This window comes from Paenibacillus sp. 1182 (genome assembly GCF_017833915.1).
Classification (GTDB): domain Bacteria; phylum Bacillota; class Bacilli; order Paenibacillales; family Paenibacillaceae; genus Paenibacillus; species Paenibacillus polymyxa_D.
On record NZ_JAFICR010000002.1, the window covers coordinates 208,799 to 222,295 of the forward strand.

A 13,497-nucleotide genomic window follows, 5' to 3' on the forward strand; every position below is an offset into this window, starting at 1 on the left:
GAGGTTTAATGGGAATGGAAGAGCATCTTTATAAAACCCTGGATTTTTTTATGCTTCGTACTCCTGTGCTACCTATGGAAGAGTTCGGAAAATGCTTTCTAACCAATGTCGGAGAGACTGAAGGAATCAGACGAGTTGCAATAAATCGTCTTACGGAATTATCTCGTAATCCATTTATTCGTGAAGCGTTAGCTGCCTCCAGCCCTACTCTGCTTGAATCTTTAGTACATATCAGCGATCAGGACAATCCGCGCAAACAGGAACAAGTTATCAAATCCTTTATGCGTTATATCACTAGAATGGCTACACGACCTACGCCGTTCGGATTGTTATCTGGAGTCACATACGGGAAATTCGGAGAGCAGTCTCAGCTCATTTTACAAGAGCCAGATATGTATCGAAAGCGTGCAAGACCGGACATGGAATGGCTAATGAAAGCCGTTGAAATGGTCACAAGCAGTAAGGAGGTTGTCCGCCAGCTGCGGGTTCAGCGTAATACATTAATTTATCGTCAGGGTAACCGGGCTAAAATCCCCTACACGACAAGATGCGGCAGTATAGTCGGTGGAGAAGATCAGAGTGTGTCCGTTCGTGCGACTCAGGTATTTGATTGTGTGATGGAAGCAAGTTCGACCCTCATACCTTATCAGGAACTGGTCAACCATCTACATAAGACATTTGAAAGAGCTGATATAGAGACAATTGACCGTTATGTATGGCAGCTATTTGAGCAAGAGTTTTTGATATCTGAGCTTATTCCTCCTACCACTACTACCGAACCGCTGGACCATATACGATCCGTCTTGAAATTAGTAACGGGTATTGATGAGTTAAAAGAGAATTTTAATAACATCGCGGATACTATTAATAAATATAATCGTCTCCCTATAGGCCAAGGGGAAGATTCGTTGGAGCATTTAAGACGAAAGATGGGCAAAATGTTCAGTGCAAAATCAAGCTTGCAAATCGACCTTTCCCTGGAGGATCGAGGAGTTGTTCTTCCCCAATGTATCCGTAAGGATGTTGAATGTGTTGCCGAATTACTAACTAAGCTTTCGTCGCGAGAGAATAGACCTTTGGATGAATTTTGTGTGGAATTTTTGGAGAAGTATGGTCCATATCGGGAGGTCCCTTTGCTGGAGCTTCTTGATGAGGATACAGGGATGGGTGCTCCGGCAGGCTACAAACATCCATTGAGTAACCGAACACGGCTTCAAAACATGTCACCGTCCCAGTCGAGATCACATCAGGAGAAGCTTTTATTTCAATGGTTCGTATCTTGCATCCATGAAGGAAAACATGAAGTGGTACTTACAGATGCCATGATAGACGCAATGTTAAAAGGGCAGAAATCAGGCAAATGGTTGGCAGCACCTTCTATGGAATTGTTTTTTCAGTTGGTCGCCCCTGATCAGCAGGCTGTAGATCGCGGTGAGTATATTTTACTTCTGGCACCTAATCAGGGGTCAGACGGGGCGGGAAAGACGTTCGGGAGATTTCTGGATTTGTTTGACGAGCCTTTTACTGATATGTTCTCCAGCATTCAATCGGAAGAGCAACGGTTACAGCCTGAAAAGCTGTTAGCCGGAATATCGTATTTACCCAGTTCGGGAAGATCGGCAAATGTAGTATTAACGAAGCATACTCGCCCCTATGAAATCGCAATAGGAACCAATCATACCCTGCCAAAGGAACAGCAGATACATGTTTCGGACCTTGCTGTTGGGGTACGTAATGATCATTTTTATTTGAAGTCGATAAGTCGCAATCGTGAGGTCATTGCTAGGGCTGGACATATGCTCAATGCTGAATTGACTCCTAACATACATCGTTTTCTTTTGGAGGTCAGTGAGGATGGTTATCGCCATTGGTCATCTATGGAGTGGGGATTCGCCACCCATGCCCCTTTTACCCCACGTCTAAGATATAAGCATGTCATTCTCAATCCGGCTACATGGAGAATGACATGGGATGCGGCAACTAGCCTATCCAAGGATATGATTGATTTGGAGAATTTAGTGTGTCAGTTCCAAAAAGAATGGAATCTACCACGTTATGTATATATGATTGAATTAGATAATCGAATTCTGTTGGATATGAATCATCCCTTGCATGTTGAACAGGTTTGTAGAGATCTTCAATCCAAAGGAAAAGTTACTTTAATCGAACACATAGGTGAAGTCGGAGAAACGCCAGTCTCTCGTCACAGTGGACGCTTGGCGGCTGAATTTGTATTTCCATGTATACGTAAACAGGCTGTAGCAACGAACCATTTTGAGGAGGAAGTTGCTGCGACACTAGATAGAAGGCATGAGGATACAAGTTGTCTTTCCTCAGAGGCAACCTGTACCTATCTTCCTGGTGGTCCTTGGTTCTATGCCAAATTATATGGTATGAACAGTCGCCAAGATGAGTTTATTGGTGGTTATTGGGATGAATTTGTGCGGAAGCATCAAGAGGACGGTAACATCCTTCAGGGGTACTTTATCCGATACGCTGATCCAGATAAACATATTCGTGTCCGGTTTAAGCTACCGGAGTTTCTGGAGGGAAACTTGTTTCTTCCCGTGTTTCATCAATGGACAGAGATGCTTTTAAATGAAGGCATGATATCCAGAGTTGTGATCGATACCTATGAGCCAGAAGTAGAGCGTTACGGTGGAAAGAAGCTCATGATGTGGGCAGAACGAATGTTTTCTTGTGACAGTGAAGTGACAGCCAAATTGGTACGTCTCATTAGATTCAACCAGACTTCTTTACAGAAGGACGTTATAGCTATTTTAAGCGTGATCAATCTTCTCTACCAGTTTGGTTACTATAAGGAAGATGCGTTTCAATTCTTAAATCGTCAATTTGATCTCAAAGACTATTTGAAAGACTTTCGCAAGGAACGGAAGTTCTTTTTACAATGGATGGCATCAGATCAGGAAATGACAGCTTCGACTGCATCCAGTCGCGAATCCATAGAAAATATTTTTTATGCAAGAAAAGAAGCAGTAGAGCAATATAATTATATACTCCATGAGCAGGAACGGGAGGGGGGAGCTACCAATACAAGAGAGGATATTATATACAGTGTGATCCATATGCATTTGAACCGATTAATTGGAATTGACAGGGATCGGGAGCGCAAAATAATGATCATGGCCAGACATGCTATGAACAGCCTGGTTCAATATCGGGGGAACCGCTAATGAGTAGCGTACAAAAAAGTACAGATCGGCGGACTTCTTCCATATGGAAGTCTGTACGTCAAGGGCTTAAGCTTTTTGCCTTAGTATTTAACATGAATAAGGTCTATATGCTTTCTAGCATTTTTTTGCATATCATTCAAGGTGTGATGCCCGTACTTACTTTGGTTATCATGCAAAATTTACTTAATAGTATTGTTTCTTCTAGTCCTCATGATATCTCTATAATTATGCTACAATTTGGTCTCTTTATATTTATTCACGTTTTAAAAAGTCTAGTTACGATGAGTCAGAGTTATGTAGAGGGCGTCCTTGAATCTGTGCTGTCCAAGTCATTAAATATCATGATTGGAGAAAAATCAGGCTACTTGGGACTGGCGGATTATGAAAATTCTCAAATCAACGACCAGCTAAAGCGGGCTTCCCAAGAAGCTTCCTATCGACCTTACCAATTATATACACAAATGGCTGGTATTTTATCTAGTCTAGTTACCATGCTGTCTTCGGCAGTTTTACTTTTCTTATGGAAATGGTGGGTTGTGGTTATTCTATTTGTGATTTCACTGGTGTCGGTTTACTCGATTTTTAAGTTAAACAAAGAACAGTTTGAAATCTATATGAATCGTACCCCGTTATATCGACAGTCATGGTATATGACCTATTTGCTTACAAATGATCGTGCGGTCAAAGAAGTGAAGATTTTTAATTTGGGTCCTTATTTACTAAAAAGATATGAGAATTTACTGCAAAGATTTTTTGTAGAAGACAGGCGTATATTGGGCAAAAGAGTTAGAATTACTTTCCTGTACAGTTTGCTTGAACTTTCTGTTCTGTTATGGATAGTGTGGATGGCAATCCAGGAAACCTTTGTGAAAAAAATATTAATAGGGAACTTATATGGCTACATTCAAGCGATTATGCTGACCCAAAGTCAAATGCAGGCACTAATCCAAGGTATTGTTCAATTTTCACAAAATAATTTGTATATGGAGCAGTTATTTGTATTTTTACAGTTGCCTACATCGGACCCCATTCGGCGTCAAAAGGAACAGGCACTTCTGGATCACCCAAAGAGCAGCACCGGATTTTGTATTGAACAAATTTCAATTGAAGGGGTTTCCTTTACATACCCGGGTCAATCGAAGGCTTCTATTCAGGACATGCATTTAACAATGACTAAAGGACAGACGATAGCCATTGTAGGGAAAAATGGATCAGGAAAATCGACGCTTATGAAAATCCTGATGCAGCTTTATTCTGATTATAATGGCGTCATTAAAATTAACGACCGTCCCGTTCAGGATTATGATCTGCAGCAGGTTCAAGACAAAATTGGAGTCGTGTTTCAAGATTTCATGCATTATGAAATGTCAGCACGTCATAACATTGGGTTTGGATCATTAGGGCGTATGGAGCAGGATGAGGAGCTCATCCATGCAGCCCAGTGCGTAGCTATAGACCAGATTATAGCCAAACTTCCACAAGGTTTGGACACACAGCTTGGTAAATGGTTTGAGGATGGCTACCAACTCTCAGGAGGCCAATGGCAGCGAATAGCAATCGCACGGGCTTTCCTGCGTAAAGCGGATGTGTATATTTTGGATGAGCCAAGTTCCTTCTTGGATCCTGTGGCAGAACAGGATTTGTTGGTATTATTTTTGGAGTTGATGAAGGATAGCATTGGTATTTTTATTACTCATCGGATTTCATCAGCACGTCTGGCACATAAAATTGTGGTAATGGACAATGGTTTAATTGTGGAGCAGGGAACACATAAGGAGCTGATGTTACTCAATGGGCTATACGCAGAGATGTACAACATTCAGGCCAGCTCATTCGATGAAGAAGCTTCCTTAATTGAAAGCGGAGGGAGGGTGCTAGGATGACGACGACTTCATATATTTGTGATAAATGGATACCCATTAATTTGGATATGAAGGATAAAGCAACTGTAATCTTACAAGAGATTTCCAATCGTTACAAAGACCCCGATCAAGTGCGTATGTATATGAAAAAAACGCCCCCGATAGAGGCTGATGGGATGAAGATGGACCGTTGGTCAGATGGAAGTTTGGGAAGTGGGTTCACGGGCATCTGTTTGTTAATGGGTCAGTTGGATCGACTATACCCTGAGGATGGTTGGGATATTGTAGGACACCAATATTTAGAGCGAATTCGTATGATCGTGGAGCAAAAGGGTGTCCATGACTTATCCCTGTATAGTGGATTATCAGGTATTTTGCTGGCTATTTACTCTTTATCCAGGAAGGGCACACGTTATCAAGGAATGCTTGATTCCCTTGCCTCCTGGTTCGAAGAGGCTGCTTTACATAGCTTGGCCCTATGTCGGGAGGAATGGGGAAGAGGACAATTACAAATGAGCCAGTATGACGCCATATCAGGCTTTACAGGGATCGGACGCATCGCCATGTTATTTTCTGACCGCCCGACTATGCATACCATATGGAACCAGACGATTGAATTGTTTCAGATAATGTGCAGCGACCGTACTTGGAATGGACATCCTGTACCTGGATGGTATATTACCACGGAGAATCAATTTCAAGAGAATGAAAAGAAACAATATCCGCAGGGAAATTTTAATTTAGGGCTTTCGCATGGTATCGCGGGTCCATTAGCTTTTCTGAGCCTGTCTGCTCTTAATGGAGCCGACTCCCTCCCTTTAGTGGGCGATATCAACAGACTGTCACAATTTATACATCATTGGCGTGTTCAGGATACTGAGGGCGTGATTTGGCCTGGGCGTGTTTCCCTTGAGGAATGGGTGGATAACCGTCTGCAGCCTGAAAGCACGCAGTATTATCGTGATTCCTGGTGTTATGGCGTACCAGGCATTGCACGTTCGATCTGGCTGGCGGGACAAGCTCTTCAAAATAAAGATTGGATCGAAACGGGACTACGTGCATACTTGGATATAGAAAAAAGGCTCTATCGTAAAGGAGGACTATCTTCTGCGACATTGTGTCATGGTATTGGGGGATTGTTGCATCTGATCCAGCGTATGTATTCAGATACGGGCCATGAGCAGTTAGGTATGATGCGAGACAGGCTACTAGAAGAAGTGCTGGATATGTTCGATACTAATTCGGCGTTTGGCTTTTATGATCATAGCCTATTGGATGGGAGGCTAGCAGAAGTAGATGAGGCTGGCTTTCTGAATGGAAGTGCTGGAGTTGCCTTGGTGTTGGCTTCATTGATAGGAAATGAAAATCCGGATTGGGACGCTGCTCTTCTAATTCGCTAAGATATGTCATGTTATTCCCTAACCTGAACATAATAAAAGTAAGAAAAGATCCAATCGACCGTTTGAAGGCCGGTTGGATCTTTTTTAACATACTAATTCCTCCTGAGACTCAAGGTATTTTCATTAGCATCCTTCAAGCTGGTTCCGCTTACATGGAATCCCAAGGCAGTATATGTTGTACTCCCATTCAATAACCCAATACCTGAACAAAACAGAAAAACAACAGCGTAGATGAGTACCCTTTTACTATATAACCGCCAAACACGGTGTATCGTTTCTTTTCCATAAGGGACGGGTATTAATTGTTTAGTCCTGCATAGATTGACATAGGGGAAAAGGAGGTATGAGCATGTGGAGTTGGGCCAAAAAGCTGTCTACACTGGCGGCGATCCTTTTGTTGGCTGTTTTTGTGAGCGCATGCAACAAGGGCGATGATTCAGGTAAGGTGAAAATTGAATTCTTTCAAAACAAGCCGGAGGCCAAGGGTTCATTCGATAAGCTAATCTCTCAATTCAATCAGGAACATCCCGGTATTGAAGTGACACAGGTCAACCCGCCAGAGGCAGAGACGGTGTTATTGACACGGGTTGTCAAAAACGATGTACCTGACATTGTGGGGCTTGGGGCCACCGATACCTACTCCATTTTGGCACAAAGCGGTATTTTTACGGATCTGGCGAATACAGAATTGCCACGTACGATTGATCCGATTTACCTCAAGATGCTTAAGGATGTGACCGGGGTCGATCCTGTGTATGGAATTCCTTATGCTGCGAATGCGAATGGTGTGATGTATAACAAAACGCTTTTTAAAGAAATGGGATTACAGGTGCCCAAAACATGGGATGAGCTGATTGCAACAGCGCAAAAGATCAAGGTTGCTGGCAAAATTCCTTTCTATTTTACATATAAAGATGATTGGCAAACGAACCTCCCCTTTAATGCGCTGGGCCCGAATCTGGTGGGCATTGATTTTTTTCTGCAACGGCGTGAAAATCAGGTCACCTTTCAGGACAAGTATCGCGAGGTTGCTGAAAAGCAGCTGGAGCTATTGAAATACGGGCATAATGATAATTTTGGCAAAAACTATGCCGACGGCAATCGTGCCTTCGCTAACGGGCAGGGATTGATGTACATTCAGGGCTCGTGGGCCATTTCTGAGATTCGCAAAGCCAACCCGAAAGTGGAGCTTGGTTTTTTCCCATTACCGACAGGGAATGACGCAAAGGCGGTCAAGCTGGTGTCTGGTATAGATACGCTATTAGCCGTATCGGAGAGCACTCCGCATAAAAAGGAGGCCGAGGAGTTCATTGCCTTTTTGTTGAAGCCAGAGAATAGCAAGCAATACATTACAGAGCAAACGCTGTTTTCGGCGGTGAAGGGAGTCACGCAGGATGATCCAAGTGTGGCGGAGCTATTGCCGTATTTTAAATCGGGTCGCGTCATTGATTTTGCCGATCACTATATTCCCAAAGCGGTCCAATTGAATTCGATTGTCCAGGCCTTCCTGCAAAACAGAGATATCGACGCTTATCTAGCCAAGCTGGACCGAGAATGGGATAAGGTAGCTAACCGCCGATAAGAGAGGAGGAGGAGACATGAATAAGCGACTAACGACTTTTTACTGGATGACGGTGCCGGCGGTGCTTTTGTTTTTTGTATTTTTGACCTTGCCTGCCTTGCAGGGATTTTATTATTCACTCACGAACTGGAACGGCTTTGGTCATCAGTACCACTTTGTCGGGTTTAAGAACTATATTAATTTGTTTCAAGACGACAATGTGGGCAATGCTTACTGGTTTACTTTCAAATTTGCGATTGTGGTTACCATTGCGATTAATATTCTCAGCTTGCTGATTGCCATGGGGCTGAACGCTAAAATACGTTTCCGTAATTTCTTTCGCGGGATTTATTTCTTACCTAATATTTTGAGCGTGTTGATCGTAGGTTACATATTCAATTACCTGTTCTCGAATGTATTTACGATCTGGGGACAGAACTTAGGCATCAGTTCATTATCGACAAACATCTTAGGCAGTGAGCAGTTGGCTTGGGTAGGAGTGGTCATCGTAGCCGTATGGCAGGGGATTGCCTTTAATACGATTCTCTATCTGGCTGGGCTGCAAACCATTCCGACAAGTCTGTATGAGGCGTCCAATTTGGACGGTGCGGGTAAATGGCGCGAATTCTGGAGCATTACCTTTCCATTAATTGCACCGTTTTTTACGATCAATATGGTATTGGCGATGAAAAATTCCCTGATGGTGTTCGATCAGATCGTGGCTTTGACGAATGGTGGGCCGGGACGGGCCACGCAGTCGATATCCCACCTGATATACACCGGGGGCTTTAGAGGTGGAGAATTCGCTTATCAGTCGGCTAACTCTGTTATTTACTTTATTGTGATTGCGATCATTTCCATCTTACAGCTTCGATTCCTCCAGAGAAGGGAGATGGATAACTGATGAAAACTAGTAGACGTACGAACTGGCCTGTGCTGCTTCTGGTAGCATTGGGGACAATATTCATTCTGTTTCCCCTCTATATGACGGTGACGATAGCCCTTAAAAATCCCGAGCAGATGGCACATTCTGCCTTTGCCTTTCCGACCGAACTGCATTGGGAAAATTTTAGTCGTGCAGTGGAAATGACCAATTTCTTCAGCGCTTTTCGGAACAGTGTGATGGTCACGACATCGACGGTTATACTCACTTTGCTAACCAATTCGATGGTTGCTTATGCCATTGCTCGTAATATGCAGCGGCGTTTCTTCAAGGGGTTATATTTTTATTTTGTGAGTGCCATGTTCATTCCGTTCCCCATCATCATGTTGCCGATTGTAAAACTGGCCTCGGGCCTTCATATGACTAATCTGTTGGGTCTCATTATGCTGCATACGGTGTATGGTTTGGCGTTTAATGTCTTCGTGTATGTCGGTTATATTCGCTCCATTCCGGTAGCGTTGGAAGAGGCAGCCACGGTAGATGGTGCGACGACATGGGGCACTTTTTGGCGCATTATATTCCCGCTGATGGCGCCGATTAGTGCTACGGTGGGGATTCTCACTTGTCTGTCCACATATAATGACTTTTTGCTGCCGCTCATTATTATCAGCGATGCGGAGCAATATACACTGCCGCTCGTACAGTATGTGTTCCAAGGACAGTTCAACACAGACTTCAATCTGGCTTTTGCCTCGTACCTGATGGCTTTGCTGCCGATGATTATCGTCTATCTGATTGCACAAAAATGGATTATCAATGGCGTTACGCAAGGTTCTGTGAAGTAGGGCAGGAGCCAATCGTTTTAGGCAGACCGTGCCTTACCAGGAAAATAAAAAGGGGCTCCCTATACCACGGTTCACACAGGTATAGAGGACCCTCTTTTTATAGCATTACTATTTAGATGCTTCGCTGTTGCTTGTCAGAGGCTGCAAGGATACGGTTGTCTCTGCTTCCGGGTCGTCCGTTGTATAGTAGAACATATAGATAGAAGCTTCCTTCCCTTTGAAGTTCTTGTAGACATCCACTGCCTTGTTATTGCCGTCTCCGGCAAAATTGGCTGTGATCGGCTTGCCAATGATCCGTTCTTTACCCAGGCTAATATGCGTCTGGTTAATCCCTCCAAAGTGAGCGTCCTCGCTTTCGGTTTCTACGAATAAGTCTGATTCCTGTTTGTAGTAAGTCCACTTCACAGGATAGCCACCGATTTGCGTCGTTAGTGTCTGCTTCTGGTCAGATATATCAGTTAAAAGCTGTGGTGTTTTGTCATCCGAATGGATCGTGACTTTATATTTGCCTGTAAAAGTAATAGGAGTGTCCTTGGTAATCACAAGATGGGACGGTCGTTCAAAACGGATCGTATTCAGATCGTGCTCCTGATCAGGTGAAGACCAACGGTTACCCTCTAACGTTGTGCCGTTCACAGAAAGAAAGTACTTTTGATAAGGTAACATGGCGAATTTCTCCTTGCTTCTGATCGTGACACGGATTTGTGTAGGTGTGACAATCATTTGTTCTAGCAAAACATTCCGATTGTCTTTTTCCAATGGGGTATTCAGCACGCTTTTAATCGTCCCGCTTTCCATCTTCTTCTTGCTTAGCTGCAGGTCGAATTTTATGGGTTCATGTATACTTTTCTCAGTTTGCGCATATTGCAGTTTGAAAGCAGTCTGTCCTTCCGGTATATCTGCTTTAGAAAAATACTGCTGGGCTGTATACTCCCCGTTATCTCCGGGTTTGCCAAAAGTCCCCCCAGGCTGCGACATCACGGGCTCACCGCCTTGGTAAGCAACGATTTGTGGATTGTCCCATTTCTTGGGTATGGAGGAATCGAAGGTGATTGCCGAGGACAGCATCAGCTTATCCTTCCCTTGTTGAAATACCTGTACCTTCATATCTTGTAAGCCGTTACGATCCAGCTTGAATGTCTGCATCTGAGGCGATGTGACATCGAGCGGCAATTCCAGTTCCTGAACGCTGGTGAGCTCTATATGATCTACGGTCAGCCGCATGTTCTCTGTTTCTTGCTGCGGTGTCCAGTCACTTTCAAAGTATCCGTTGTACCGTTGATTTTTCGGGTCCCATTGCTGAAAGTTATATTCCCCTGCACTGCTTTCCCCCGCAGCACCTTTTAGCGATACGCCTTTGACATTCCAAAACTCGTTCTCTGCCCGTTTTCCGACCTCCAAGCTGTACAGAATCACGGTCCGGTTCTCATCGACAATAGCGGTATGCAGCGTCAGCTTCACTCCGTCTCTGGTTACGGATTGCTCCAAGGGCTGTCCAAGGTCTTGATTTAGTGCCGTCTGAATGCCGCTTCTTCCGTGCAGCAGATTGCCCCAATTATAATGGATGGCGGCATAGACGGGAACGGCAACGAGAAGCGCACTCAGAGAGGCGGCGATAGCTATTTTGCGCCAATTTCTATGTCGGTGCGGAGTGAATGAATCGAAAGTGTCGGTTAGCGTAGGGGCAGTATGCCCTGTCTGTTCCATTCGGTTCCACATCTCATCGAAGTCAGGATAGGCCATTTCCGAATCATTATTTAACTTGCGCTTCAATGCCTTTTCTACGTTGTTCATAGTTCTCTCCTTCCATCTCGGGAATTTCTACACCTGCATCCCGCAGTATTTGCTCCAATAACTTTAGCCCTTTATGAGTCCTCGATTTGACGGTTCCCAGCGGAATTTCCAGCAGTTTTGATATTTCTGCCAGTGTGAAATCATGCATATAGCGGAGGGTCAGCACAGCGCGGATTTTGGCTGGAAGGCGATTCATATAAACGATCCATTCTTCTGTCGATTCGCGTTCTTCCACCAGCTTGTCTACAGGCTTACCTTCCGCCCCGCTAAATAAATAGGGATTAGCCGATACTTTCAAATGCAGGCTTTTCCGGCGTTTAAGGTAATTCAGACAATGATTGACCGTAATTTTCATAATCCAGGCTTTTAGTTGTTCGATCTGTTCACGATTGCTGCGAAACAGGGTGATAAACACTTCCTGCGTTAAATCCTCTGCATCCGATGCGTTATGTACCATGTAGTAGCAGGTTCGGTATACATCTCGTTGATACAAATCAAACAACTCTCGATTACTCTCCAATGATGTGCTCTCCTTTCTTGTGCAGTTTATCTATATAACAACTGAGGCCCTCATAAGGTTCATTTGGTTGCGAAAAGTAAACCGTCTGATTCGATATATTTTGTTTTTCTTCAAATGTATCACACGAAAAAAGAAGCCTGTAAATCTCAAAAGTTCAGATTTACAAGCTTCTTATGTTTTGCAAAGCTAGACCCTACGGAATGAATATTTCCTCACGCAAAACCAGGTTAACAGATAGATTGCCGATATCTTTCTGCTTAGTCAGCCAGTCGTACAAGCGTTCTTCCTTGCGAGCGGGCTGCAAGGATGTCTTCGAGCGCGCTGGGCAGGTCGGCCAATCCGACTTCGCGCTCAACGAGCTGCTCTAGCTGTTCCGGCTTCCATTCGCTGCCAAGTCGCTTCCAGATCGCTACACGGGTGTCGTATGGGCAGAAGACAGAGTCTATGCCCAGCAGACTTACGCCGCGCAAAATAAACGGCAGCACCGTCGTAGGCAGCTTGGTTCCTGCCGTCAGGCCGCTCACGGCAACGGAGCCGTTGTAGGCGATCTGGCTGAGCAGCGAAGCGAGCGGCTTTCCCCCTACAGGATCAACAGCCGCTTGCCAAAGCTGCTTGCTCAGCGGGCGGATGCTCTCCGCGCCGTCGTAGACCTCCTCGCGAGAAATAACCTCGGCTGCTCCGAGCGCCTTGAGGTAATCATGCGCATCGGCCTTGCCACTGCTGGCTACGACATGATAGCCTCTCTTGTTCAGCAAGGCAATAGCTGCCCCGCCTACGCCGCCCGTCGCTCCGGTGACAAGTACCTTCCCCTGCTCCGGAGTAACGCCGTTTTGCTCCAGCCGATATAACGACAGGGCCGCGGTGAATCCGGCTGTCCCGAAAATCATCGCCTCTCTCGGCGTGAGTCCGTCTGGAAGTGGAACCACCCAGTCCGCAGGCACGCGTGCATATTGGCTGAATCCTCCGAATTGAGACACACCCAGCCCGTATCCGGAAACGAGCACCGCTTGTCCTTCGCTAAAGCGGCTATCCTCCGAAGAGACGACGGTTCCCGAGCAATCTATGCCTGGTACGAACGGATAGGATTTGACGATATTGCCATCCTTGCGGGCAGCAAGCCCATCTTTATAGTTGATGCTGGAATAAGCGACACGAATCAATACTTCTCCAGCAGGTAAACTGCTAGCTTCCAGAGAACGCACCTCTGCTTGAATTTCACCGTCCTGCGTCTGATCGACGACAAGGGCTTGAAATGATTGAGTCATCTGTAAAAGCCTCCTTTATTACCTTTTAACCCTATGAATGTCCTATATATTCCCTCTTTAATTCGTGAATTATGCTTAGGAAGCGTACAACAATTTTCACAACCTGTCAGCGGCAATGCTCACAGGCTCGTATTCTATTATACTCTTTAGCTCATAATTGCGTCGATAAGCCC

Annotated in this window: 9 protein-coding genes; 6 read left to right on the plus strand and 3 right to left on the minus strand. The window is 44.8% G+C overall.

Annotated features, from left to right (window positions below; all coding sequences use genetic code 11):
- Nucleotides 1-14 precede the first annotated feature (14 nt).
- The 6 genes from JOD82_RS03975 (at nt 15) to JOD82_RS04000 (ending at nt 9,745) form a co-directional block, all read left to right on the plus strand.
- Nucleotides 15-3,194, plus strand: coding sequence for a lantibiotic dehydratase (locus JOD82_RS03975; protein ID WP_029518677.1), 3,180 nt, complete (start codon nt 15-17; stop codon nt 3,192-3,194).
- Nucleotides 3,194-5,077 (plus strand): ABC transporter ATP-binding protein, encoded by a 1,884-nt coding sequence (locus tag JOD82_RS03980; protein WP_081317551.1) that lies wholly within the window; start codon nt 3,194-3,196, stop codon nt 5,075-5,077. Before JOD82_RS03975 ends, JOD82_RS03980 begins: the two co-directional genes overlap by 1 nt.
- A complete protein-coding gene (locus JOD82_RS03985) occupies nt 5,074-6,456 on the plus strand; it encodes a lanthionine synthetase C family protein (protein WP_069010994.1) in 1,383 nt (460 codons plus the stop codon). Before JOD82_RS03980 ends, JOD82_RS03985 begins: the two co-directional genes overlap by 4 nt.
- Nucleotides 6,457-6,805: 349 nt before the next feature.
- The gene (locus JOD82_RS03990; protein WP_209947919.1) at nt 6,806-8,038 is read left to right on the plus strand and encodes an ABC transporter substrate-binding protein; all 1,233 of its coding nucleotides are present in this window, start codon (nt 6,806-6,808) and stop codon (nt 8,036-8,038) included.
- A gap of 16 nt (nt 8,039-8,054) precedes the next feature.
- Entirely contained in the window at nt 8,055-8,921 is an 867-nt protein-coding gene (locus JOD82_RS03995; RefSeq protein WP_016822711.1) for a carbohydrate ABC transporter permease, read from the plus strand.
- Complete coding sequence (locus JOD82_RS04000; protein WP_029518673.1) at nt 8,921-9,745, plus strand: carbohydrate ABC transporter permease; 825 nt, start codon at nt 8,921-8,923, stop codon at nt 9,743-9,745. Before JOD82_RS03995 ends, JOD82_RS04000 begins: the two co-directional genes overlap by 1 nt.
- A gap of 108 nt (nt 9,746-9,853) precedes the next feature.
- On the opposite strand, the gene JOD82_RS04005 is transcribed toward JOD82_RS04000, so the two are convergent.
- The 3 genes from JOD82_RS04005 to JOD82_RS04015 form a co-directional block, all read right to left on the minus strand.
- Entirely contained in the window at nt 9,854-11,539 is a 1,686-nt protein-coding gene (locus JOD82_RS04005) for a DUF4179 domain-containing protein (RefSeq protein WP_069010992.1), read from the minus strand.
- The gene (locus JOD82_RS04010) at nt 11,499-12,059 is read right to left on the minus strand and encodes an RNA polymerase sigma factor (RefSeq protein ID WP_029518671.1); all 561 of its coding nucleotides are present in this window, start codon (nt 12,057-12,059) and stop codon (nt 11,499-11,501) included. Before JOD82_RS04010 ends, JOD82_RS04005 begins: the two co-directional genes overlap by 41 nt.
- Nucleotides 12,060-12,316: 257 nt before the next feature.
- Nucleotides 12,317-13,324 (minus strand): acrylyl-CoA reductase family protein, encoded by a 1,008-nt coding sequence (locus JOD82_RS04015; protein ID WP_209947681.1) that lies wholly within the window; start codon nt 13,322-13,324, stop codon nt 12,317-12,319.
- Nucleotides 13,325-13,497: the final 173 nt, after the last annotated feature.